The sequence below is a fragment of the Mycolicibacterium stellerae genome (assembly GCF_003719305.1).
GTDB classification, from domain to species: Bacteria; Actinomycetota; Actinomycetes; order Mycobacteriales; family Mycobacteriaceae; genus Mycobacterium; species Mycobacterium stellerae.
Genome location: NZ_RARC01000001.1, coordinates 213,829 through 237,030, shown reverse-complemented (window position 1 = coordinate 237,030; position 23,202 = coordinate 213,829). Strand labels below are relative to the sequence as shown.

Genomic DNA, 23,202 nt, shown 5'->3' with positions numbered 1-23,202 from the left:
TGTTCGCGTAAGGCGTAGCGAGTGCCTTCCCGGGGTAGCAGTCGTAGCGTGGAGTAGTGACCCCATCTAATGATCTGCCCCGGACTGTCGGTGAGCTGCGTGCCTCCGGCCATCGCGAGCGGGGCGTCAAGGCCGAGATCCGCGAGAACCTGCTGGCAGCGCTGGCCGAGGGTCGCGACGCGTGGCCGGGCATCCTCGGCTTCGAGGACACCGTTCTTCCGCAGCTTGAGCGGGCTTTGATCGCCGGCCACGACATCGTGCTGCTCGGCGAGCGCGGTCAGGGTAAGACGCGACTGCTTCGCGCGCTGTCGGGGTTGCTCGACGAGTGGACGCCGGTGATCGCGGGCTCGGAGCTCAGTGAGCACCCGTACACGCCGATCACGCCGGAGTCGATCCGGCGGGCTGGCGAGTCGGGCGAGGACCTGCCCATCGAGTGGCGGCATCGCAGCGAGCGCTATTTCGAGAAGCTGGCCACCCCCGATACCAGCGTGGCCGACCTGGTCGGCGACATCGACCCGATCAAGGTGGCCGAGGGCCGCAGCCTCGGCGACCCGGAGACCATCGCCTACGGGCTGATCCCGCGGGCGCACCGCGGCATCGTCGCGATCAACGAGCTGCCCGACCTCGCCGAGCGCATCCAGGTGTCGATGCTCAACGTGATGGAGGAGCGCGACATCCAGGTGCGTGGCTACACGCTGCGGCTGCCGCTCGACGTGGTCGTCGTCGCGAGCGCGAACCCCGAGGACTACACCAACCGTGGGCGCATCATCACCCCGCTGAAGGACCGGTTCGGCGCCGAGATCCGCACGCATTACCCGCTGGCGCTGGCCGCCGAGATCGGCGTCATCACCCAGGAGGCGCATCTGGCCGCGGAGGTGCCGGAGTACCTGCTGCAGATCCTGGCCCGATTCGCACGGCTGCTGCGCGAGTCGAGCTCGATCGACCAGCGTTCGGGTGTGTCGGCGCGGTTCGCGATCGCGGCCGCCGAGACGGTCGCCGCTGCGGCGCGGCACCGTTCGGCGATTCTCGGTGAGGACGACCCGGTGGCGCGCGTGGTCGACCTCGGCACGGTGATAGACGTGCTGCGCGGGAAGCTGGAGTTCGAGTCCGGCGAGGAGGGCCGCGAGCAGGCGGTGCTCGAGCACCTGCTGCGGCGCGCGACGGCCGACACCGCGCAGCGGCTGCTCGGCGGTATCGACGTCGGGCCGCTGGTGGTGGCGATCGAGGGCGGCACGGCCGTGACGACCGGCGAACGGGTGTCGGCGCGCGACGTGTTGGCGGCGGTGCCCGAGGTGTCGGCGATCGCCCAGGTGCAGTCGAAGCTGGGTGCGAAGTCCGACGGTCAGCGGGCCGCTGCCGTCGAGCTGGCGCTCGAGGCGTTGTATCTCGCGAAGCGGATCGACAAGGTGTCGGGAGAAGGCGAAACCGTCTATGGCTAAGGGCCTGCAACGAGGCCACGGGCGCTCGGCCCGGTACTCCGGCTACACCGGCGGCCCGGACCCGCTGGCGCCGCCGGTCGATCTGCGCGAAGCCCTCGAGGCGATCGGGCAGGACGTGATGGAGGGCTCGTCGCCGCGTCGCGCGATGCAGGAGCTGCTGCGGCGCGGCAGCCAGAACATGCGCGGCGCCGACAAGCTGGCCGCCGAGGCGAACCGCCGTCGTCGGGAGCTATTGCAGCGCAACAACCTTGACGGCACCCTGCAGGAGATCAAGAAGCTGCTCGACGAGGCGGTGCTTGCCGAGCGCAAGGAATTGGCGCGCGCGCTCGACGACGACGCCCGGTTCCAGGAGATGCGGATCGAATCGCTGCCGCCGTCGCCTGCCAAGGCCGTGCAGGAGTTGTCCGACTACGAGTGGCGAAGCGACGAGGCGCGCGAGAAGTACGACCAGATCAAGGACTTGCTCGGCCGCGAGATGCTCGACCAGCGATTCGCGGGAATGAAGCAGGCGCTGGAGAACGCCACCGACGAGGATCGTCAGCGCGTCAACGAAATGCTCGATGATCTCAATGACCTGCTGGACAAGCATTCCCGTGGCGAGGACACCCAGCAGGACTTCGACGACTTCATGAAGAAGCACGGCGAGTTCTTTCCGGAGAACCCGCAGAACGTGGACGAGCTGCTGGACTCGCTGGCTCAGCGCGCCGCGGCGGCGCAGCGGTTCCGTAACAGTCTGTCGCCCGACCAGCGCGCCGAGCTGGATGCGTTGGCGCAGCAGGCGTTCGGCTCGCCGTCGTTGATGAACGCGCTCAACCGGCTCGACGGACATTTGCAGGCGGCCAGGCCCGGCGAGGACTGGAACGGGTCGTCGCGTTTCTCCGGCGACAACCCGCTCGGCATGGGCGAGGGCGCGCAGGCGATGTCGGACATCGCCGAACTCGAGCAGTTGGCCGAGGCGCTGTCGCAGAGTTATGCGGGCGCGACGATGGACGATGTCGACCTCGAGTCGCTGGCCCGCCAACTCGGGCCGGAGGCCGCGCTCGATGCGCAGACACTGTCCGAGCTGGAAAAGGCCCTCGTCAATCAGGGCTTCCTTGACCGGGGGTCCGACGGGCAGTGGCGGCTCTCCCCGAAGGCCATGCGACAGCTCGGGCAGACGGCCTTGCGCGATGTGGCTCAGCAGCTTTCGGGGCGGCACGGGGAACGTGAGACGCGGCGGGCGGGCGCGGCAGGCGAGCTGACGGGCGCGACGCGGCCCTGGCAGTTCGGCGATACCGAGCCGTGGAACGTCACCCGCACGCTGACCAATGCCGTTCTGCGGCAGGCGGGTACGGGTGTGGCCGAGCCGCCGCTGCGAATCACCGTCGATGACGTGGAGGTGTCGGAGACCGAGACGCGCGCGCAGGCCGCGGTGGCACTGCTGGTCGACACCTCGTTCTCGATGGTGATGGAGAACCGCTGGCTGCCGATGAAGCGCACGGCGCTGGCGTTGAGCCATCTGGTCAGCACCAGGTTTCGCTCGGATGCGTTGCAGATCATCGCCTTCGGCCGGTACGCACGCACGGTGTCGCCCGCGGAGCTGACCGGTTTGGAGGGCGTGTACGAGCAGGGCACCAACCTGCACCACGCGCTTGCTTTGGCGGGAAGGCATCTGCGCCGACACCCCAACGCGCAGCCCGTCGTCCTCGTCGTGACGGACGGCGAGCCGACCGCGCACCTGGAGAGATATGGAGACGGCGCTGGCGCTGGTTCGGCGGCTCAGCCGCCGTCGGTGTTCTTCGACTATCCGCCGCATCCGCGAACGATCGCCCACACCGTGAAGGGCTTCGACGACATGGCCCGCCTTGGCGCACAGGTGACGATCTTCCGGCTCGGCAACGATCCCGGCCTGGCCAGATTCATCGACCAGGTCGCGCGACGGGTCGAGGGCCGCGTCGTGCTGCCCGACCTGGACGGGTTGGGCGCGGCGGTCGTCGGCGACTACCTGCGGTCGCGCCGGCGTCGCCGTTAGTCCTATATCGCGCCGGGCGTGCCGGGGGGACTGAGCGAGCCATCGACGTTCGGCACCATCGCCGGGGCCGGAATCCCGCCTTCCGCCGCGTTGTCTCCCGGTATCCCGTCGTCCACCGGCGCGTCGAATGCGCCGCCGGCACACGCCGGATGCGCCCAGCCCAGCCACCCGCAGGCAGGATCTTCCTGGGCGAACGTACCGGCAGGCCCGGCCGGTGCGGAAACACCCATCGCCGTTGCTCCGGCGATTGCGGCCGCAGCAGCGATTCCGGCCAATCTTGAAATGCGTCGCATGACTTCCCCTCCCAGATGAGCGGCAGTGATTTGCCCTCGACGCCAGCATGGACCCAAAACCGCCTTCGCATCGGCGTATTGGGCGAACAATAGATTTACGCAGGCGTCGATAAGTGTTGCAGCGCAACAGACTTGATGCAGCTAGGGGTCGTCGCCGTTCGGGCCATCATCGCTTTCGAAGAGCTCCCTCAAGAGCTCCTCGGGGTGATGTGCGAGGTTGACTTCGAACGGCCCGTTGCCGTCGCTGTACGCCAGCCTGCCGGTGTCGGTGACTTTTGTCTGGAGTAGACCCTTGCTGATGAGGGTGTGGTCGGGCCCGCAGTCGAAGAAGAGGCAGTCGGCGTCGGTTCGTCCGCCCGCGGCCCAGGACGGGTCGTGGTTGACCTCGCAGTGGTAACCGGGTTCGGTGCAGCCCGGCCTTGTGCAACCGCGGTCACGGGCGTAGCAGATGATGCGTTGGTCGGCGGACGCGATGCGTTTCGTACGGCCAAGGTATAGCGGGCGGTTGGAGTGATCGTCGAACACCGCCAGGTAGTGAATGGAGTTGGCGGCCAACCGGATCAGATCGCGCATCGGCAGCCGCGACCCACCGCCGGTGCGCGCGGGCGGGGGCATCGGAATCGATGGATCGTTGACTGCACGGGCGGCCTGATTCAGCTCGCTCAGTGTCACTGTCGCGATCACGGTGACAGGCAGCCCGCGGTGTTGGCCGTAGGCGCCTGAGGCGAGCCCCGCTCGCAAACCGAGTTTGAGTGCGTCGTGTAGGCGTTGGCGAGCGTTGCGCGGGTCGGGCGTCACTTCGACATGCCCGGCCCCGTCGACGAGCTCGGCATTCTCGGCGTGCTCAGCCGTAGGGTCTGAGCCGGGCGGCACCACGAGGTCCTCAGCGTCCGAGTCCGGCTCGGGGTTGTCGAAATCGTCCGCACACGAAGCTGATTCACCATTGTCGGCGTGGTCGGGCTGGGCGTCCTCAGCGGACTCAGGCTCAGCGGGCCGGTGGCGGCCGGGTCGCACGGCTGCGCTGCCTGCTTCGATGTAGGCGCGCATCTCGGGATCGACCCAGCCGTGTACTCGGCTCAGCCCGTCGGGTTGTTGGGGACCGAGGGTGAGCCCGCGGCGGCGGGCGCGGTCGGTGTCGTCGAACAGTTCGTCGGGGTTGAGGTGTTCGGCGATGCCCTTGCCGATGCTTTTGACGAAGTTGGCGTCTTGGTCGTTGGCGTGGCGCACCAGGATGCGCTCGCAGGTGTCTTTCTTATGTCCCAGCGCCGAGGGCAGCAGGTCGATGCCGCCGCAGACGGCGCGGATGTGGTCGTCACCGAGGGCGCCCGCCTCGACAGCGGCGGCCAGGCACGGCAGTTCAGGTGGCAAGACCGGACCGGTCAGGGTGCGGCGGGGGCGGATTCGGGCAGCGAGCGCGATGCGGCGCTTCACCTCGCCGGTGGTGATGCGCAGGCGCTTCCACAGCAGCTTCGACATGACGGTGCCTGCGGGCAGGTCGGGGTCGTCGGGTCCGTCGGGCGGTTCCATAAGCTCGCCGAAGAACCGGTACATCAGCCCACGGTTGACCCGATGCTGGGTTTCGAGTCGTTCGGCGACCTCGACGCGGAACGCATTGCCCACGGAGTCCGAGCACGCGGCACGCAGCCGGGCGTAACCCGTATCGACCGCATCAAGTGCGGCGCGGATCTCGTCCCGCTGGATGTCCATGGCCCAAATTTATCGAACTAATGTTCGAATGGCTCTGAGGGTTCCGGGCCCTGTGGATGAAATCGCAACTGTGGATAACCTGGCGAAGCCGGTTGACACGGAACGCCTAAGCACCTCGCTTAGCGGCGGCCGCACACAGTTGAGGAATGGATTTCCCATTCGCGAGTGCAACTTCAAGGGCGACCCGAGCAGCGTGGCGCCGATTCAGCACCCGCGAGTAATTCGTGGAGTCGCGCAGAGCTGCGCTAGCCGGTCCTGCGCTTCTTGCGCTTGACGGCGACCTTGCCCCACAGCGAGAAGCCGCGGACCTTGACCCGCGGCGCGCCGGGCAGACCCTGCTCGGTTTCCAGGTGGTCGAACGTGCCCATCACGCCGTGGCCGCGCAGATCGACGTTGACCTCAGGCGGCACGAGGATCGTCTGACCGCCCATGATCGAGTAGGTGCGGATCTCGACCTCGGGTGAGGTGAAGTCGGCGTAGCGCAGGTCGACGATTCCGCCGCCCCATAGCGTGAAGGTTGTCAGCTTCCTCGGCACGTTCCAGCGGCCGCGTCGCTCGAATCCACTCATGATGGCCAGCAGCAGCGTGGACGGCGCGGGATGGCACGGGCCGCCCCGGCGGGTGGCGGTGACAGCCCCGGGCAGATCGGCGCTAAGGCGTTCCAGATCGTCGTACGTCTTGGCGGCGTAGGCCTTGGACAAGCGGGCTTCGTACTCGGTCATCGGGAGCCGACCAGCGGCCGCGGCATCGGCGAGCAGGTGCGCTACCTGCATACGATCGGTGTCCGCAGCGGGCTCCGATCGGTTTCGCGACGCTGGAGTGGTCATCAGTCACGAGCCTACGTTGAAGGTATAAGGAAGCACAGGCCGATCATGTACTTCGCGCCAGGTACTGCGCGAAGCCGATGGTCCCGACGGGGTTTGCAGGCACGAGGTTGGCGCCGGACCTCAGACCTGCGACGATGCCACCCGGCAATGGCAGCGTGAGCACGCGTCGGCGGCTGCCGCGGGAGGTCAGGTACATGCGTGCGAGCTCGTCGTGGGCGAAGACCGCCGGTCCTCCGATGTCGTCGACGCGACCCGCGGGGCCTCTGTCGATGAGTGACACCAGGTGCGTCGCGACATCGCGGGTGTCGATGGGCTGGAAGCGGACGCCCTTGACCGTGAACAGCGCAGGCGAGAAGCGCTGGATCGAGAATGTCGTCTCGATCAGATCGTGGAACTGCGTGATCCGGGTGATCGTGTGGCCGAGCCCGGAGGCCGTCAGCGCCTCTTCGACGCGCAGCTTGGCCGTGTAGTACGGCAGCGGGATGCGGTCGATCCCGACGATCGACACGTAGACGATGTTGGCCGTCTTGGCCCGGCGTGCGGCGGAGATCAGGTTGTCGGCGGAGACGACGTCCTTGCCGCGGGTGCCCTGGGTCGCGCAGTGGATGACGGTGTCGATGCCGTCCAGCGCCGCGTCGATACCCTCGCCGCTGAGCAGGTCCCCTTGTGCCCAATGGACGCCGGTGTAGCCGACATGAGATTTACGGCTCAGCGCACGGACGTGGTGGCCGGCCTCGGTAGCCTCGCCGACCACTCGGTGTCCGAGCGTGCCGGTCGCGCCGGTGATGAGAACGTCACGAGCCATTGGTCAGCGAGCCTACGCGCAGATGAAAGACCGGCAATAGAAAACGGGCACCTGCGCGGTGCGCAAGTGCCCGTTGACTTTAGCGAGATTTAGCCGGCGGCGGAGACAGGTCCGGCCGCGAAGTCCGCGAGGCTGTCCTTGAACGTGTCCAGCTGGTCGTTGAGGCCGAGGCCGTCGTTCGAGGTCTCGCAATGCTCGCCAGTGTTGTCAGTGACGCACGTTTCGGTGTCGGTGCCGTTGAACAGCGTGTTGAGCTGGTTCGCGGGGTTGGTGCTGCTCGCGAACTCGCTGAGGTCGGCGTTGACGAGGCACGAGACACGCTCTGCCGGCGGAGTTGTGGGCAGGCCACACTCGGCCGACGCAGTGCCGGTGCCACCGATGAAGCTGGCGAAGCCCAGCCCGAGTCCCATGGCGCCAACGGCCGCGATTGACTTGATCTTCATTGTCTCTCCTTGGTTTAGAAGTTTTGATCGGTCCGCCGTTGCTCGCCGTTCAGTTAACTCAATATAGACCATGATCCACCACTTCGCGCAAGTGCTTTCTTATTATCCCCGACGTCAGAGCGTTTCGAGCGGCAACAGGGCCTCTTGAACGATCCAGCAAAGATAGTTTGCTAGGTGTTTCCTATGCGAACTCCCTGGCTAAACCGCTGGTAGATACATATTTCGCAGCTGTGATAACGACGCTGGGCGTCCGCGGCCGACAACCATCAAAATCCTGACTCTCCGTTGCTACCGTACGGGCGTGTCGGTGACACGCGTAGAGCACTACGTCACTTCTCTCAGGAAGCTGTACACCGACCTCAGCAAAGTTCGTTTGCCGCGGGCGGCCTCGAACGGGCCCGCGGAACCGACCTCACCGCCAGTTCGGCGGGCGCTTCTGCAGGAACGACAGCATGCCCTCGCGGGCTTCGTCGGAGACGAAAAGCTCGGCAGATTGCCTGGTCAGAGCCTCGGCATGGTCGTCGAATGCATTCAAGATCGCGGCGGTGGTCAGCGCCTTCGAAGCCGCAAGGCCCTGCGGCGAGCCCTTGGCGATCTCGGCTGTCAGCTCACTTACGGCGCCATCGACGTCGTCGGCCGCGATCGTGATCAGACCAATCTCAGCGGCCTCATCAGCCCCGAATTTCTCTCCTGTCACGAAATACCGTCCAGCAGCGCGCGCGGACATCTTCGGCAGCAGCGTTAGCGAGATGATCGACGGCGCCACCCCGATGCGCGCCTCGGTCAGCGCGAAGGTGCTGTTGCGCCCCGCCACGACGATGTCGCATGCCCCGACGAGCCCCAGACCGCCCGCCCGGGCATGCCCGTCGATCGCGCCGATCACAGGCTGTGGCATCTCGAGGATCGAGCGCAGAACGGACGTCAGCTGACGCGCGTTCTCGACCACCGTCTCGGCCGCGTCGCCGCCGCTGGCCGCGGAAGATTCCGACAGGTCGGCTCCCGCACAGAACGTGCCGCCGGTGTGGGTCAACACCACCGCCCGCACCGCGGAGTCATCGGATGCATCGCACAGGCCCTGCCGCAGCTGGCTGACCAACGCCTTGGACAACGCATTGCGATTGTCCGGCGAGTCCAGCGTCAGCCGGGCGACCGGACCTTCGACGGAGTAGTGGACGACAGTTTTCATCAATAAGAGCGTGGCAGACCCAACGACGTCTGCGCTACGAAGTTGAGCACCATCTCCCGGCTGACCGGGGCGATGCGGGCCAGCTTGGACGCCGTCACCGCCGCGGCGATGCCGTACTCCTTGGTCAGCCCGTTGCCGCCGAGCGACTGCACCGCCTGGTCGACCGCGCGCACCGACGCCTCGCCCGCCGCATACTTGGCCATGTTCGCCGCCTCGGCCGCGCCCACGTCGTCGCCGCTGTCATACAACGTCGCGGCCTTCTGCATCATCAGCTTCGCGAGCTCGACCTCGATGTGGTTCTGCGCCAACGGATGCGACAGGCCCTGGTGCGCGCCGATCGGCGTCTTCCACACCTGGCGGGTCTTGACGTAGTCGACGGCCTTGTTGATCGCGAACCGGCCCATGCCCACCGCGCTGGCCGCGCCCATGATCCGCTCGGGGTTCAGGCCGGCGAACAGCTGGGCGATCGCGGCGTCCTCGGATCCCACCAGCGCGTCGGACGGCAGCCGGACGTCGTCGAGGAAAACCTGGAACTGGTTTTCCGGGCTGACGATCTCCATGTCGATCTTGGTCCAGGTGAAGCCCGGAGTATGGGTGGGCACGATGAACAGCGCGGGCCGCAGATTACCGGTCTTCGCCTCTTCAGTCCGGCCCACGACGAGCACCGCCTGCGCCTGGTCGACACCGGAGATGTACACCTTCTGGCCGTTGAGCACCCAGCCGCTGCCGTCGCGGCGGGCGGTGGTGGTGATGCGGTGGCTGTTGCTGCCTGCGTCGGGTTCGGTGATCGCGAAAGCCATCGTGATCGAGCCGTCGGCGATCCCCGGCAGCCACCGCTTCTTCTGCTCGTCGGTGCCGAACTTGCTGATGATCGTGCCGTTGATGGCGGGGGAGACCACCATCAGCAGCAGCGGGCAGCCGCCGGCCGACATTTCCTCCATCACGATGGACAGCTCGTACATGCCCGCGCCGCCGCCGCCGTACTCCTCGGGCAGGTTGACGCCGATGAAGCCGAGTTTGCCTGTCTCCTGCCATAATTCGTCGGTGTGCTGGCCGGCCCGGGCCTTCTCCAGGTAGTAGTCCTGGCCGTAATTGGCTGCCATTCCGGCGACCGCCCTGCGCAGCGCCTTGCGCTCTTCGCTCTCGATGAAGCCGTTGTCTGTCGTTGTCACTGGCGGTCTCCTTGATCATCCACGCGGGCGAGTACGGCGCCGACCTCGACCTGCTGGCCCGATTCGACGTTGAGTTCGGCGAGCACTCCGTCGGCAGGCGCGACCACGGTGTGCTCCATCTTCATGGCTTCCAGCCAGATCAACGGCTGGCCGGCGGTGACGGTGTCTCCCACCGCGGCACCGATGCGCAGCACCGAGCCGGGCATCGGCGCCAGCAGGGACCCGTGCGCCAGCGCTGCCGTCGGGTCGGGGAAGCGAGAGAGCGCGACGAGCTGCACCGAGCCCAGCGTCGAGTCGACGAACACATCGTCGACGTACCGCGCGACGTCGAACGGCCGGTCCACCCCGTCGACAGCCAGCACCACCCGGGTGGGCGTCGCCGACACCAGGCTCACCGCATCGAAGTCGGGGAATTCAACACCGGCGCGGGTGAAGCGGTAGCGGACCTCGTGCGTCTCTCCCGCGCTGTCGCCGTAGTTCTTGGTCTGGAAGCCCGACGTGACATTGCGCCAGCCACTCGGTGCGGCGGCGAATACCGTTGCCGTCCGGCGATTCTCGGCTGCGTCCGCCAGCGCGGCGGCCAGCGCCGACAACTCGACGGCGCGCACGTCTGCCAGCGGTGCGGCCAGCTCGGCCAGGCCGTGGGTGTCGAAGAACGCGGTGTCGGTGGCGCCGTCCAGGAACGCCGGATGGCGCAGCACGTTGACGAGAAGGTCGCGGTTGGTGCGCACGCCGTGAATGCGGGTGCGGGCAAGCGCGTCGGCCAGCAGTCTGGCGGCCTGACGACGCGTCGTCGCGTAGGAGATCACCTTGGCCAGCATGGGGTCGTAGAACACCGACACCTCTGAACCGTTCTCGATTCCGGTGTCGACGCGCACTCCAAGCCCGTCGAGCGTGCCGAAACGCGTTGTGGTGTTGGGCACTTCGAAGCGGTACACGGATCCGGCCTGCGGCTGCCAGCCCTTGGCCGGGTCCTCGGCGTACAGCCGCGCCTCGATGGAGTAGCCGCGTGACGGGGGTGGTTCGGGGTCTAGATGGCCGCCGTCGGCGACAAACAGTTGAAGGCCGACGAGGTCGAGGCCGGTGGTCGCCTCGGTGACCGGATGCTCGACCTGCAGCCGGGTGTTCATCTCTAGGAAGAAGAAGTCCCCGCTCTCGTCAGCCATGAACTCGACCGTGCCCGCACCCGTGTAGCCGATGGCGCTAGCTGCAAGCCGTGCCGCGTCGAACAGCTTGTCGCGCATGCCAGGAGTGCGTTCGACGAGCGGCGACGGTGCCTCTTCGATGATCTTCTGGTGGCGCCGCTGGATCGAACATTCGCGTTCGCCGACGGCCCACACGGTGCCGTGCTCGTCGGCCAGCACCTGCACCTCGACGTGGTGACCGGTTGCGAGGTAGCGCTCACAGAACACCGTGGAGTCGCCGAACGCCGACTGCGCCTCGCGACGCGCCGCCTCGACTTGCGAAGGCAGTTCGGACAATTCGCGGACCACCCGCATACCGCGGCCCCCGCCGCCTGCCGACGCCTTGATCAGCACCGGCAGCTGGTCGGCCGTCACGGTCTCGGGGTCCAGCTCGTCGAGCACCGGCACGCCCGCGGCCGCCATCATCTTCTTGGCCTCGATCTTGGAGCCCATCGCCGCCACCGCGGCGACCGGGGGGCCGATCCACGTCAACCCGGCGTCCAGCACCGCAGCGGCGAAATCCGCATTCTCGGAAAGGAATCCATACCCGGGGTGGACGGCGTCGGCGCCCGATGCCATTGCCGCGGCGATCAGCTGCGCGCTGTCGAGGTACCCGTTGCGGCCCTCCAGCCGGACCCGCGCATCGGCCTCCGCGACATGCGGCGAGCCGGCATCGGGATCGGTGTAGACGGCGACGGTGCCGATCCCGAGGCGCCGGCACGTGGCGAACACGCGGCGGGCGATCTCCCCGCGGTTGGCGACCAGAACTCGTGTGACCATCGTGCTCACATCCGGAAGACGCCGAAGTTCGACGTCCCCTCGATCGGGCCATTGGCGATGGCGGACAGGCACAATCCCAAAACCGTGCGGGTGTCGCGTGGGTCGATCACGCCGTCGTCGTACAGCATCCCGGACAGCACCATGGGCAGCGACTCCGCCTCGATCTGCCCTTCGACGGCGGCCCGCATCGCGGCGTCGGCCTCCTCGTCCACCTGCTGGCCGCGGGCCTCGGTGGCCGCCCGGCTCACGATGGACAGCACGCCAGCCAGCTGCGTGCCTCCCATCACCGCGGACTTGGCGCTCGGCCACGCGAACAGGAAGCGCGGGTCATAGGCGCGCCCGCACATGCCGTAATGACCTGCGCCGTACGACGCGCCGATCAGCAGCGAGATATGCGGGACGGTCGAATTCGAGACGGCGTTGATCATCATCGAGCCGTGCTTGATCATTCCGCCTTCCTCGTACTGCTTGCCGACCATGTAGCCGGTGGTGTTGTGCAGGAACAACAGTGGCGTGTCGGATCGGTTCGCCAGCTGGATGAACTGGGTGGCCTTCTGCGACTCCTCGCTGAACAGCACGCCGCGGTGGTTGGCCAGGATCCCGATCGGATAGCCGTAGAGCCTCGCCCAACCGGTCACCAGCGACGAGCCGTACAGCGGCTTGAACTCGTCGAAGTCGGACCCGTCGACGATGCGGGCGATCACGTCCCGCGGATCGAACGGGATGCGCAGATCGGACGGGACGATGCCGATCAGCTCTTCGGCGTCGAAGCGCGGCTCGACGAACGGCTTCGGGGTCGGCCCCTGCTTGCGCCAGTTCAACCGCGCGACGATGCGGCGGCCGATCCGGATCGCGTCGAGTTCGTCGACGGCGAAGTAGTCGGCGAGACCGGAAGTGCGGGCGTGCATCTCGGCGCCGCCAAGCGATTCGTCGTCGGACTCCTCGCCGGTGGCCATCTTCACCAGCGGCGGTCCGGCCAGGAACACCTTCGAGCGCTCCTTGATCATCACGACGTGGTCGGACATGCCGGGGATGTAGGCACCACCCGCTGTGGAGTTGCCGAACACCAAGGCGATGGTCGGGATGCCCGCTGCCGACAACCGGGTCAGGTCGCGGAAGCCCTGCCCGCCGGGGATGAAGATCAGCTTCTGCGTGGGCAGATCGGCGCCGCCAGACTCGACCAGCGAGATCACCGGCAGCCGGTTCTCAAACGCAATCTGGTTGGCCCGCAACATCTTCTTCAACGTCCACGGATTAGTGGTGCCGCCCTTGACCGTCGGGTCGTGGGCAACCAGCATGCACTCGACGCCCTCGACCACGCCGATGCCGGTCACCACGCTCGCGCCGATCTGGAAGTCGCTGCCGTAGGCGGCCAGCGGGCTCAGCTCGAGGAACGGCGAATCGGGATCGACCAGCATCTCGATGCGCTCTCGGGCCGTCATCTTGCCGCGGTCGTGATGACGCTTTACGTACTTCTCGCCGCCGCCGGCCAACGCCTTGACGTGTTCGGCGTCGAGTTCGGCGAGCTTGGCCGTCATCGCCGCGGCCGCCTCGGCGTAGGCGGATGAACGCGGGTCGAGCGTCGACGCGAGAGTCGTCATGACTGGTATCCCAACGTCTTGGCGGCCAGGGAGGTCAGGATTTCGGTTGTCCCGCCACCGATCCCGAGGATTCGCATGTCGCGGTACTGACGCTCGACTTCCGACTCGGACATGTATCCCATCCCGCCGAACAGCTGCACCGCCTGGTTGGCGACCCATTCGCCTGCCTCGACGGCGGTGTTCTTCGCGAAGCACACTTCGGTGATCAGATTCGCCTCTCCGGCCAACTGCCGCTCGACCAGGCTTCGGGTGTACACCCGCGCCACGTCGACGCGCCGAGCCATCTCGGCGAGCGTGTTCTGCACGGATTGCCTTGAGATCAGCGGCTTTCCGAACGTTTCGCGGTTGCGGCACCATTCGACGGACAGGTCGAGGCAGCGCTGGGCGCTCGCATATGCCTGTGCCGCGAGGCCGACGCGTTCGGAGACGAATGCGCCCGCGATCTGGATGAAGCCGGTGTTCTGCTCGCCGATCAGGTTCGCGGCGGGCACCCGGACGTCGGTGTAGGACAGCTCGGCGGTGTCGGAGGACCGCCAGCCCATCTTGTCGAGCTTGCGGGTGACCTCGAACCCCGGCGTGCCCTTGTCGACGACGATCAGCGAAACTCCAGCCGCGCCAGGGCCGCCCGTGCGTGCAGCGGTGACGACGTAGTCGGCCCGCACACCGGAAGTGATGTAGGTCTTGGCCCCGTTGATGATGAAGTCGTCGCCATCGCGGACGGCCTTGGTGGTGAGGTGCCCGACATCGGAGCCGCCGCCGGGTTCGGTGATCGCCAGCGACCCGATCTTCTCGCCGCGCAGCGTGGGCCGCACGTAGGTATCGATCAGCCGCTGGTCGCCGGAGGCGATCATGTGCGGCACCGCGATGCCGCAGGTGAACAGCGACGCGAACACACCGCCGGGCGCACCGGAGTAATGCATCTCCTCGCAGATGACCACCGCATCGGCGCCGTCACCGCCGCCACCACCGACCGCCTCGGGCAGTCCGGCTCCCAACAGGCCGGCTTCACCGGCCTTGAGGTGCAGCTCGCGTGGCAGCATGCCGGAGCGCTCCCACTCGTCGACGTGCGGCAGCACCTCACGTTCGGCGAAGGCGCGCACAGTCTTTCGCAGTTGCTCTCGTTCGGCTGTATGCCAGATGTTCATAGGAGGCTCTCCGGGATGTCGATGTGCCTGCTGCGCAGCCATTCGCCAAGGCCCTTGGCCTGCGGATCGAAGCGCGCTTGGTACGCCACGCCCTCACCGAGGATGCCCTCGATGACGAAGTTCACCGCCCGCAGGTTGGGCAGCAGATGCCGGGTGACTTTCAGATCGGCGGTCTCGGGGAGCATTTCGCGCAGCTTGTCGATGGTCAGCGCGTGGGCAAGCCACCGCCACTGGTTGGTGGTGCGCACCCACACGCCGACGTTGGCGTTGCCGCCCTTGTCGCCGCTGCGCGCGCCCGCGATGCGGCCGAGCGGGACACGCTGGGTGTCCTCGAAGGGCATGGGTTCTGGCAGCGCGAACGGTGCGACGGGCTCGAGCACCTTGGTTTCGGTCGCGGCGGGAATGTCGGCGCGGGAGCCGTCGGCGTGCACGGCGACCTGCAACACCTCTGTCGCGTCGACGTAGCCCGGGCTGAAGACCCCGTACACCTGACCATCACCCGGAGGCGCGGTGGTCGTGAAGCCTGGATAGCTGGCGAGCGCCAATTCCACTGCCGCCGAGGAGAACTGGCGGCCAACGTTGGCCGGATCCGGGTCGCGCACGACGCAGTGCAGCAGCGCGCTGGCGGCCTCCTCGGTGTCGGCGTCGTCGTGGTCGGTGCGCGCAAGCGTCCATTCCAGCTCGGCAGGCTTCACGGTAAGGCCGGATTCCAGCTGTCGGCGCACGAGGTCGGCCTTGGCGTCGATGTCGAGCCCCGTCAGCACGAACGTCATCGCGTTGCGGAAACCACCGATGCTGTTGAGCGAGACCTTCAACGTCGGGGGAGGCGGCTCACCCCGCACACCGTCGATGCGCACCCGGTCGGCGCCGTCGGGCGACAGCTCGAGGCTGTCCATCCGCACCGTCACATCGGGATTCGCGTACCGGGCGCCGGTGATCTCGTACAGCAGTTGGGCGGTGACGGTGTCCACGCTGACCAGCCCGCCGGTTCCTGGGTGCTTGGTGATCACCGACGCGCCGTCGTCGTAAATCTCGGCGAGCGGGAAGCCCGGATGTAAAAGGTCGGGAACCTCGGTGAAGAACGCGAAGTTGCCGCCGGTGGCCTGCACCCCGCATTCGATTACGTGGCCCGCGGCGACTGCACCGGCAAGGCGGTCGTAATCGTCGCGGGCCCACCCGAAGTGCGCGGCGGCCGGGCCGACGATGACCGACGCGTCGGTGACGCGACCGGTGACGACCACGTCGGCGCCGCTTTTGAGGCAGTCGACGATGCCCCACGCGCCGAGGTAGGCGTTGGCCGCCAGGGGACTACCCCCGCCGGATGTCGCCGCCGTGGCGGCTCCCCCGCCGGATGTCGCCGCCGTGACGGCTCCGAAGCCCAACTCGCCTGCGCGCGCCACCAGGTCGTCGCCCTCGACGTGGGCGACCTTGGCGTCGAGGCCAAGGCGTTCGGCCAGTGCCCGCACCGCGGTGGCCAGGCCGGCCGGGTTCAGCCCGCCTGCGTTCGCGACGATCCGCACGCCGTTGTCGAGTGCGGTGCCCAGGCACTCCTCGAGTTGGGTCAGGAAGGTCTTGGCATAACCGCGGTCGGGGGATTTGGCCCGGTCGCGGGCCAGGATAAGCATGGTCAGCTCGGCGAGATAGTCGCCGGTGAGGTAGTCCAGGTCGCCGCCGGTCAGCATTTCGCGCATCGCCGAATGCCGGTCTCCGTAGAACCCCGAGCAGTTGCCGATGCGCACCGCAGACGTCACGCATTCTCCTCATCGACCAGGCGTACCAACCAACCGGTAGGTTAGCCGGTTCCTCGGGTCCGCCGTCAAGGCACCCCGCTATCGACTTCGGCGTGACAAACACCGCTCGGCGCGGGTATTCACCCGTAAATTGCGTAGTTCGGACGCTACGCTCGGCCGGGGGTGCTGATGGACTGGTTGGTGTGGATCGTCCTGGCAGCGCTGGCGTTCGCGTCAGTGCTGTGGGTCGTGCGCCGGTTTCGGTCCGAGAACCGCAAGCTCGACGGCATGATGCGCGACTTCGACCGCGAGAACCCGCGCCGTGAGCCAGGTTCCCCTTCGCCGGCGCGAAGACTCGCAGGGATCCGGCGCCGCCGATAGCGGCCGCTGTCGACCGGAGCACTGTGGCCGGTCAGCGCTGTTTGGAGGCCGCGCAGGTCACCGGCTATCCTGAAGGCAATTGCGGCCGCCGAACTTGCGCGGCAGCACCCCTTATAGAGGAGCTTCAACCAATGGCTGTGCCCAAGCGCCGGATGTCGCGCTCGAACACCCGTAGCCGCCGCTCGCAGTGGAAGGCCAAGCGCACCGAGCTCGTCGGTGTCACGGTCGCAGGCCAGCAGCACAAGGTGCCGCGCCGTCTACTCAAGGCCGCTCGACTCGGCCTGATCGACCTCGACCGTCGCTGATCGGCTCGCCTTGCGGTGATTGAACTCGCCGACGGACCACCGGCGAGCCTCTCAGGCCGCTCTCAGGCGATGGGTTAACACTGGTGGCCGTGCGAATTCTTGTCGTTGACGACGACCGTGCTGTTCGCGAATCCCTCCGTCGCTCGCTGTCGTTCAACGGTTATTCGGTTGCGCTGGCCCAAGATGGCGTCGAGGCGCTGGATCTGATCTCCACCGATCGGCCCGACGCGGTAGTGCTTGATGTGATGATGCCCAGGCTCGACGGCCTCGAGGTCTGCCGTCAGCTCCGCAGTACCGGAGACGATCTGCCCATCCTGGTTCTCACCGCCCGCGACTCGGTGTCCGAGCGCGTCGCGGGCCTCGACGCGGGCGCCGACGACTACCTGCCCAAGCCGTTCGCGCTCGAGGAACTTCTCGCGCGCATGCGCGCGCTGTTGCGCCGCACCACCCCCGACGATGGCGATTCGCCTGCGATGACGTTCGCCGATCTGAGCCTGGACCCGGTGACCCGCGAGGTCACCCGCGGACACCGCCAGATCAGCCTGACCCGCACCGAGTTCGCCCTCTTGGAAATGCTGATCGCCAACCCTAGGCGCGTGCTCACCCGCAGCCGCATCCTCGAAGAAGTATGGGGATTCGATTTCCCGACCTCAGGTAATGCCCTCGAGGTGTATGTCGGCTATCTACGTCGCAAGACTGAAGCGGAAGGCGAGCCGCGGCTGATCCACACCGTTCGCGGGGTGGGTTACGTGCTGCGTGAGACACCGCCCTAATGGCTGGTTTGCGACCCCTCCCGTTCCGGCCCAGTTCGCTACCCGAACCCAGCTCGCTGTCACTGCGCTGGCGGGTGATGCTGCTCGCGATGTCGATGGTCGCGATGGTCGTCGTGCTGATGGCGCTCGCCGTGTACGTCGTCGTCTCGAGGGCGCTCTACGACGACATCGACAACCAGCTGCACAGCCGGGCCCGCCTGCTGATCGAAAGCGGTTCGCTGGCCGCCGATCCGGGCAAGGCGATCGAGGGGACGGCCTACTCCGACGTCAACGCGATGCTGGTGAACCCGGGCCGGTCCATCTACACGGCCAACCAGCAGGGGCAGACGCTGCCGATCGGCAAGCAGGAGAAGGACGTGATGTCCGGCCAGCTGCTGCTGTCGCTGCGCACCGCCGACCATCAGCGTGTGCTCGCCGTTCATTTGAGCAACGGCAGCTCGTTGTTGATCTCGAAGAGCCTTGCCCCCACCGGCAAGGTGCTCAAACGGCTTGGCACAGTGCTGCTCATCGTCGGTGGGATCGGGGTGGCGATCGCCGCGTTCGCAGGCGGAATGGTGGCCCGGGCGGGGTTGCGACCGGTGGCCCGGCTCACCGAGGCCGCCGAACGGGTGGCGCGCACCGATGATCTGCGCCCGATCCCGGTGCTCGGCAGCGACGAACTCGCGCGTCTCACACAGGCTTTCAACATGATGCTGCGCGGACTGGCCGAGTCGCGAGAACGGCAGGCCCGCCTCGTCACCGACGCGGGTCACGAGCTGCGTACCCCGCTCACGTCATTGCGCACCAACGTCGAGCTGCTGATAGCGTCCCAGCAGCCAGGCGCGCCGCGGATTCCCGAGAACGAGATGGTCGAGCTGCGCGCCGATGTCATCGCACAGATCGAGGAATTGTCAACGCTGGTAGGCGATTTGGTAGATCTCACCCGCGACGAAGCCGGCGGCGTTGTGCACGAACCCGTCGACATGTCCGAGGTCATCGACCGCTCCCTCGAACGGGTTCGGCGGCGCCGCAGCGACATCGAGTTCGACGTCCACATCATCCCGTGGCAGGTGTTCGGCGATTCGGCCGGGTTGTCGCGAGCCGTGCTGAACCTGCTCGACAACGCTGCCAAGTGGAGCCCGGCCAACGGCCGGGTCCTCGTGCGAATGAGCCAGATCGATCCGGTGCGCGCCGAGCTCGTCGTCTCCGACTACGGCCCCGGCATCCCGCCGCACGAACGCCAGCTGGTCTTCGAGCGGTTCTTCCGGTCCACGTCGGCGCGGGCCATGCCGGGCTCTGGCCTCGGCCTGGCCATCGTCAAGCAGGTCGTTCTCAAACACGGCGGCGCGCTTCGGGTGGAGGACACCCTGCCCGGCGGGCAGCCGCCGGGTACCTCGATCTATGTGCTGCTGCCGGGCCGACTGATTTCCGCGACACGGCCCGTGGAGGTCGCACAATCGGTGGCCAGCGCCGACAATGGGTGAACGGTGCAACGGTCCGGCCGGAAATCTGGGAATGCGCCGAACATTCTCTAAGTGGATTCTCAGCCCATCCGGGCACCGTGGGGATGCAGCCCGTCGTTATAGAGGTGTCGGCCTTCTCCCGAACTCGTAGAAAGAGCCCGTTGCGACATGACTAACCCGAGGTACTCACCGCCGCCGCCCCCTGCGGGCCGCAGGCCCGGCGATGACCGCACGGCGGTATATCCCAACGGCCAGCTGGGGGTACCTCCCGCTCGCGGGGGTGGACCTACCGGCTATCAGCAACAGCAGCCCTACGACTGGCGCTACGCGACCCAGCAGCAGCAGCACGCCTACCGCCAGGCCTACGACCCGTATCGCGGCGCCCCCGCTCAGCCGCAATCCCCCGCAGGCGGGTGGGCGCCCCGCTCGCGAGGGGGATACCCCCAGCCGCCGCAGAAGCGTTCGCGCGCAGGAGCCTTGACCGTCGGCGCGCTGGCGATCGCGGTGGTGTCGGCAGGTATCGGCGGCGGTGTCGCGCTGATGGCCAAGCCCGACAACCACGCAGGCGGAACACAGATCACCGCTGCGCCGAGCGTGCCTGCCGCCAGCCTGCCCGCCGGATCCGTCGAACAAGTCGCGGCCAAGGTGGTGCCGAGCGTCGTCAAGCTGGAGACCGACATGGGCCGGGCCTCCGAAGAGGGCTCGGGGATCATCCTGTCCAGCGACGGCCTGATCCTGACCAACAACCACGTCGTGGAGGCCGCCAAGGGCGGCGACACCACGGTCACCTTCGCCGACGGGCGCACATCCAAGTTCACCCTGGTCGGCACCGATCCGAGCAGCGACATCGCCGTCGTCAAGGCTGACAACATCTCCGACCTCACCCCGATCAACATCGGTTCGTCGGCCAACCTGAAGGTGGGCCAGGACGTGGTGGCGATCGGCTCGCCCCTCGGCCTCGAAGGCACCGTCACCACCGGCATCATCAGCGCGCTGAACCGGCCGGTCGCCGCGGGTGGGGACATCCGCAACCAGAACACCGTGCTCGACGCGATCCAGACAGACGCCGCGATCAACCCCGGTAACTCCGGTGGAGCGCTGGTCAACATGAACGGCGAATTGGTGGGCGTGAATTCGGCGATCGCCACCCTCGGCGGTGACTCAGCCGATGCGCAGAGCGGCTCGATCGGGTTGGGTTTCGCGATCCCGATCGATCAGGCCAAGCGGATCGCCGATGAGCTGATCCAGAGCGGCAATGCCTCGCATGCGTCGCTCGGTGTGCAGGTCGGCAACGACACCGCCTCGCATGGCGCCAAGATCGTCGAGGTGACAAGCGGCGGAGCAGCAGCGGCCGCAGGCCTACCAAGCGGTGTCGTCGTGACCAAGGTCGACGACCGGGTCATCGGCAGCGCCGACGCGCTGGTCGCCGCCGTTCGTTCCAGGGCGCCGGGCGAAAAGGTCACGCTGACCTACCTCGACCAATCGGGTAAGCCGCAAACGGTGCAGGTGACGCTGGGCAAGGCAGCGCAGTGATCTCGCCACCAGGGACGCCGACGTTGAGAGTGGCCGCGCCGGTGTCCGCCGCCACATATACGGTGGCACTCATGGAACAGCCAGGGGAGTTGGTTGGTCGGGCTCTTGTCGTCGTCGTCGACGATCGGACAGCCCATGGTGAGGAGGACCACAGCGGTCCGTTGGTCACCGAGTTGCTTCATGAGGCCGGCTTCGTGGTCGACGGTGTCGTCGTGGTGTCCTCCGACGAGGTGGAGATCCGCAACGCGCTGAACACGGCGGTCATCGGGGGCGTCGATTTGGTGGTCTCGGTCGGCGGCACTGGTGTGACGCCACGGGATGTGACGCCTGAGGCGACTCGCGACATCCTGGATCGCGAACTTCTCGGCATCGCCGAGGCGCTGCGCGCGTCCGGCCTGGCTGCAGGCGTCGTCGACGCAGGGCTGTCCCGTGGCCTGGCGGGGGTCTCCGGCAGCACCCTGGTCGTCAACATCGCCGGCTCTCGCTCTGCGGTCCGTGACGGGATGGCGACTCTGAACCCGTTGGCGGTCCAGATCATCGGCCAGCTGTCCAGCCTGGAGATCTAATATTTCGGTTCCCGCTGGAACCAGGCCCGCACCTGCTTGGCGCGTGGTCGCGTCGGTGATGACTCCTTTGTTACGACAACGTGAACAGCTGCCATCATCAAAATGTGATCTTCGTCACACGGGAGGTTGGTTGTGACCGCTTCCTCGCATCCCTCTCGAGATGCAGTTAACAAGATCTTCGGCGACGAGCTACCCCAAGCGTCGTCGGACGAGCGCGAAACAGATTCGCCCGCCGCGGACGCTGAGCACGACAACTGGTTGCGGGACAACATTCCGCCTCACCATGATTGACCTCTGAGTTTGCGCTGAGCGTGTGAAATGACTGGTGAGGGCGCCAAAAAGGCCCCCGCCCGCGGTGTGCTTTCGTGACATCCCGCTGCGCGATCGAATTGGCCGGGTGCTACGCGAGCGCCCATGACACCGGCAGGCCCACAGGGTCTCAGCAAACTCGCGCCAGCTGTCGACCGGCGATCCGACACGTACCCCTACGCGTTGCCGGTCTGATGCCGCCCCGTTATGTTCCTCCTGTCAACGATGAGCAAAACGTAAGAAGAGCATGTGGACTCTCTCATTTGTCACACGTGTGACGCTTGCGTCGTGTGTGGTGTAGGCGTACTCACCAGCACAGAAAACCAATCGGTGAGCCGCTACGGTCACCGCCGAAAGAGCTAGGGAGAACATGAAGGCAATCAGTCGGGTGCTGATCGCGATGGTCGCCGCCATCGCGGCTCTTTTCGTAAGCACCGGTACCTCACACGCAGGACTGGACAACGAGCTGAGCCTGGTTGACGGTCAGGATCGGACGTTGACGATCCAACAGTGGGATACCTTCCTCAACGGCGTGTTTCCGCTGGACCGCAACCGGCTGACCCGTGAGTGGTTCCACTCGGGTCGCGCCAAGTACATCGTCGCCGGCCCCGGTGCCGACGAATTCGAGGGCACGCTGGAGCTGGGCTACCAGATCGGCTTCCCCTGGTCGCTGGGCGTTGGCATCAACTTCAGCTACACCACCCCCAACATCCTGCTCGACGACGCGTCGCTGTTCCCCACCTTCAACCCGTTGGGCTCGGTCATTACGCCCAACCTGTTCCCCGGTGTGTCGATCAGCGCTGACCTGGGTAACGGCCCCGGCATCCAAGAGGTTGCGACCTTCTCGGTTGACGTGGCAGGCCCGGCAGGCGGCGTGGCGGTCTCCAACGCGCACGGCACCGTGACCGGTGCGGCCGGTGGCGTGCTGCTGCGTCCGTTCGCCCGTCTGATCTCGTCGGCCGGTGACAGCGTCACCACCTACGGCGAGCCATGGGACATGGCGTAACTCCCTGCTAGACAGACAAACAGCCCCCGGCCGAAAAGCCGGGGGCTGTTTGTCTGCGCGGGTTTAGGGCGTGTCCGACTTGTTCGCCTCGGCGGCCTCGAGGGCCGCAGGCGAGGAGCCGTGCCTGCCTGAGGTGTCACCGTTCTCGGACAACAGGTCGCGGATCTGAGTGAGCAATGTCAGTTCGGTCTCTTCTTCCTCGACCTTGCTGTCGCGTTCCTTCAGCTTCTTGTAGGGCACCACGATGATGAAGTAGATGACCGCCGCAACGATCAGGAAGTTGATGAAGGCGGACAGCACCGCGTTGAAGTCCAGGAACTGCTCGGGATCACCACCCAGAGAGACCTTGAGAATTCCGTATTCCCTGTCACCGCCTGCACCGACCCGGTCGACAAGTGGCTGGACCACCTTCTCGGTGAACGACGTGACCAATCCGGTGAACGCGGCGCCGATGACGACCGCGACAGCCAGATCGATGACATTGCCCCGCGAAATGAAATCCTTGAAACCCTTCAACATGCGTGAAAACCCTTCCCTCAGTCCGACCAGAGATGTGCAACGTTA

Annotated in this window: 21 protein-coding genes; 9 read left to right on the top strand and 12 right to left on the bottom strand. The window is 66.7% G+C overall.

The genetic code is table 11. The features are described from left to right. Positions 1–56 precede the first annotated feature (56 nt). Both D6M19_RS01120 and D6M19_RS01115 read left to right on the top strand, forming a co-directional pair. A complete protein-coding gene (locus D6M19_RS01120; RefSeq protein ID WP_123023314.1) occupies positions 57–1,439 on the top strand; it encodes a sigma 54-interacting transcriptional regulator in 1,383 nt (460 codons plus the stop codon). Further along, entirely contained in the window at positions 1,432–3,450 is a 2,019-nt protein-coding gene (locus D6M19_RS01115) for a VWA domain-containing protein (RefSeq protein ID WP_123023313.1), read from the top strand. The genes D6M19_RS01120 and D6M19_RS01115 overlap by 8 nt, the downstream gene beginning before the upstream one ends. Positions 3,451–3,452: 2 nt before the next feature. Here the strand turns inward: D6M19_RS01115 and D6M19_RS01110 are convergent, their stop codons facing one another. From D6M19_RS01110 to D6M19_RS01060, 11 genes are all read right to left on the bottom strand, one after another. Next, positions 3,453–3,743: a hypothetical protein gene (locus tag D6M19_RS01110; protein ID WP_164478276.1), complete on the bottom strand. Its 291-nt coding sequence runs from the start codon at positions 3,741–3,743 to the stop codon at positions 3,453–3,455. 141 nt (positions 3,744–3,884) lie between these two features. Then, positions 3,885–5,450, bottom strand: a complete 1,566-nt coding sequence (locus tag D6M19_RS01105; protein WP_123023311.1) for an HNH endonuclease signature motif containing protein — start codon at positions 5,448–5,450, stop codon at positions 3,885–3,887. 245 nt (positions 5,451–5,695) lie between these two features. Continuing rightward, positions 5,696–6,277, bottom strand: a complete 582-nt coding sequence (locus D6M19_RS01100) for a DUF1707 SHOCT-like domain-containing protein (RefSeq protein ID WP_123023310.1) — start codon at positions 6,275–6,277, stop codon at positions 5,696–5,698. A gap of 43 nt (positions 6,278–6,320) precedes the next feature. Continuing rightward, on the bottom strand, positions 6,321–7,082 hold the full coding sequence (locus D6M19_RS01095; RefSeq protein WP_123023309.1) for an SDR family oxidoreductase: 762 nt from the start codon (positions 7,080–7,082) through the stop codon (positions 6,321–6,323). A gap of 89 nt (positions 7,083–7,171) precedes the next feature. Beyond that, complete coding sequence (locus D6M19_RS01090) at positions 7,172–7,525, bottom strand: hypothetical protein (RefSeq protein ID WP_123023308.1); 354 nt, start codon at positions 7,523–7,525, stop codon at positions 7,172–7,174. Between the two features lie 412 nt (positions 7,526–7,937). Further along, positions 7,938–8,711 (bottom strand): enoyl-CoA hydratase family protein, encoded by a 774-nt coding sequence (locus D6M19_RS01085; protein WP_123023307.1) that lies wholly within the window; start codon positions 8,709–8,711, stop codon positions 7,938–7,940. Then, positions 8,711–9,883, bottom strand: coding sequence for an acyl-CoA dehydrogenase family protein (locus D6M19_RS01080; RefSeq protein ID WP_123023306.1), 1,173 nt, complete (start codon positions 9,881–9,883; stop codon positions 8,711–8,713). Before D6M19_RS01080 ends, D6M19_RS01085 begins: the two co-directional genes overlap by 1 nt. Next, on the bottom strand, positions 9,880–11,847 hold the full coding sequence (locus tag D6M19_RS01075) for an acetyl/propionyl/methylcrotonyl-CoA carboxylase subunit alpha (RefSeq protein ID WP_123023623.1): 1,968 nt from the start codon (positions 11,845–11,847) through the stop codon (positions 9,880–9,882). Before D6M19_RS01075 ends, D6M19_RS01080 begins: the two co-directional genes overlap by 4 nt. Before the next feature lie 5 nt (positions 11,848–11,852). After that, positions 11,853–13,448, bottom strand: a complete 1,596-nt coding sequence (locus D6M19_RS01070; RefSeq protein ID WP_123023305.1) for an acyl-CoA carboxylase subunit beta — start codon at positions 13,446–13,448, stop codon at positions 11,853–11,855. After that, positions 13,445–14,593, bottom strand: coding sequence for an acyl-CoA dehydrogenase family protein (locus D6M19_RS01065; RefSeq protein WP_123023304.1), 1,149 nt, complete (start codon positions 14,591–14,593; stop codon positions 13,445–13,447). The genes D6M19_RS01070 and D6M19_RS01065 overlap by 4 nt, the downstream gene beginning before the upstream one ends. Next, complete coding sequence (locus D6M19_RS01060) at positions 14,590–16,332, bottom strand: acyclic terpene utilization AtuA family protein (protein WP_456093860.1); 1,743 nt, start codon at positions 16,330–16,332, stop codon at positions 14,590–14,592. Before D6M19_RS01060 ends, D6M19_RS01065 begins: the two co-directional genes overlap by 4 nt. A 180-nt stretch (positions 16,333–16,512) precedes the next feature. Here D6M19_RS01060 and D6M19_RS01055 point away from each other — a divergent pair, with 180 nt between their 5' ends. From D6M19_RS01055 to D6M19_RS01025, 7 genes are all read left to right on the top strand, one after another. Continuing rightward, on the top strand, positions 16,513–16,704 hold the full coding sequence (locus D6M19_RS01055) for a hypothetical protein (protein WP_206428411.1): 192 nt from the start codon (positions 16,513–16,515) through the stop codon (positions 16,702–16,704). A 131-nt stretch (positions 16,705–16,835) separates the two neighbouring features. Then, complete coding sequence (rpmF, locus tag D6M19_RS01050; protein ID WP_105342880.1) at positions 16,836–17,009, top strand: 50S ribosomal protein L32; 174 nt, start codon at positions 16,836–16,838, stop codon at positions 17,007–17,009. Positions 17,010–17,098: 89 nt separating this feature from the next. Continuing rightward, on the top strand, positions 17,099–17,782 hold the full coding sequence (locus tag D6M19_RS01045; protein WP_123023622.1) for a response regulator transcription factor: 684 nt from the start codon (positions 17,099–17,101) through the stop codon (positions 17,780–17,782). Further along, positions 17,782–19,245 carry a HAMP domain-containing sensor histidine kinase gene (locus D6M19_RS01040; protein ID WP_123023301.1) on the top strand — a complete coding sequence of 488 codons (1,464 nt, stop codon included), beginning with the start codon at positions 17,782–17,784 and terminating at the stop codon, positions 19,243–19,245. The genes D6M19_RS01045 and D6M19_RS01040 overlap by 1 nt, the downstream gene beginning before the upstream one ends. A 147-nt stretch (positions 19,246–19,392) precedes the next feature. Beyond that, positions 19,393–20,757 carry a S1C family serine protease gene (locus D6M19_RS01035; protein ID WP_123023300.1) on the top strand — a complete coding sequence of 455 codons (1,365 nt, stop codon included), beginning with the start codon at positions 19,393–19,395 and terminating at the stop codon, positions 20,755–20,757. A 23-nt stretch (positions 20,758–20,780) separates the two neighbouring features. Next, entirely contained in the window at positions 20,781–21,323 is a 543-nt protein-coding gene (locus D6M19_RS01030) for a MogA/MoaB family molybdenum cofactor biosynthesis protein (RefSeq protein WP_123023621.1), read from the top strand. Positions 21,324–22,002: 679 nt separating this feature from the next. Continuing rightward, entirely contained in the window at positions 22,003–22,638 is a 636-nt protein-coding gene (locus D6M19_RS01025) for a porin MspA (RefSeq protein ID WP_123023299.1), read from the top strand. A gap of 63 nt (positions 22,639–22,701) precedes the next feature. On the opposite strand, the gene mscL is transcribed toward D6M19_RS01025, so the two are convergent. Continuing rightward, positions 22,702–23,157 carry a large-conductance mechanosensitive channel protein MscL gene (mscL, locus tag D6M19_RS01020; protein ID WP_123023298.1) on the bottom strand — a complete coding sequence of 152 codons (456 nt, stop codon included), beginning with the start codon at positions 23,155–23,157 and terminating at the stop codon, positions 22,702–22,704. Positions 23,158–23,202: the final 45 nt, after the last annotated feature.